The 552-nt window shown below is 28.1% G+C and carries 1 protein-coding gene; it reads left to right on the top strand.

Going from position 1 to position 552, the window contains the following annotated elements; all coding sequences use genetic code 11:
• Positions 1-112 precede the first annotated feature (112 nt).
• Positions 113-552, top strand: a 440-nt coding sequence (locus CAAU_RS09910; RefSeq protein WP_040306494.1) for a helix-turn-helix domain-containing protein, incomplete at its 3' end; no start/stop codon positions are given.

Below are 552 nucleotides of genomic sequence, written 5' to 3'. Positions count from 1 at the left end.
AATTTTAACTAAAGAGTAACAGAAGTCGCCCACTTCTATAAGTGGGTGATGAATGTTGATTGATAAATTCTTTTTTATGATATAATCAGTATTACAGGAAGGAGGTGTAATTTTGCTAAAGGCTTATAAATACAGGATATATCCAACAAAAGAACAAGAAGAATATTTTGCTAAAGTATTTGGTTGTGTAAGATTTATATACAACAAAATGCTACATGACAAAATAGAATACTATAAAAAAACAGGAGAAATGCTAAACAATACACCTGCACAATATAAAAAAGAATATTCTTTTCTAAAAGAAGTAGATAGTCTTGCACTTTCCAACGCACAACTTAATTTAGAAAAAGCATATAAAAAATTCTTTAGAGATAAAAAAACAGCTTTTCCAAAGTTCAAGAAAAAGAAAGGTTACCAGTCTTATACTACAAATAATCAAAATGGAACAGTAACACTTGAAGGTAGTTATCTAAAAGTTCCAAAGTTAAAGACAAAAATAAAAATAAAACAACACAGACAATTTGAAGGAAGAATTAAATCTGAGTCGGAGAC

Origin of the sequence: Caloramator australicus RC3 (assembly GCF_000297115.1) — a bacterium.
GTDB classification, from domain to species: Bacteria; Bacillota; Clostridia; order Clostridiales; family Caloramatoraceae; genus Caloramator; species Caloramator australicus.
This window is presented reverse-complemented; position numbering and strand designations above follow the sequence as displayed.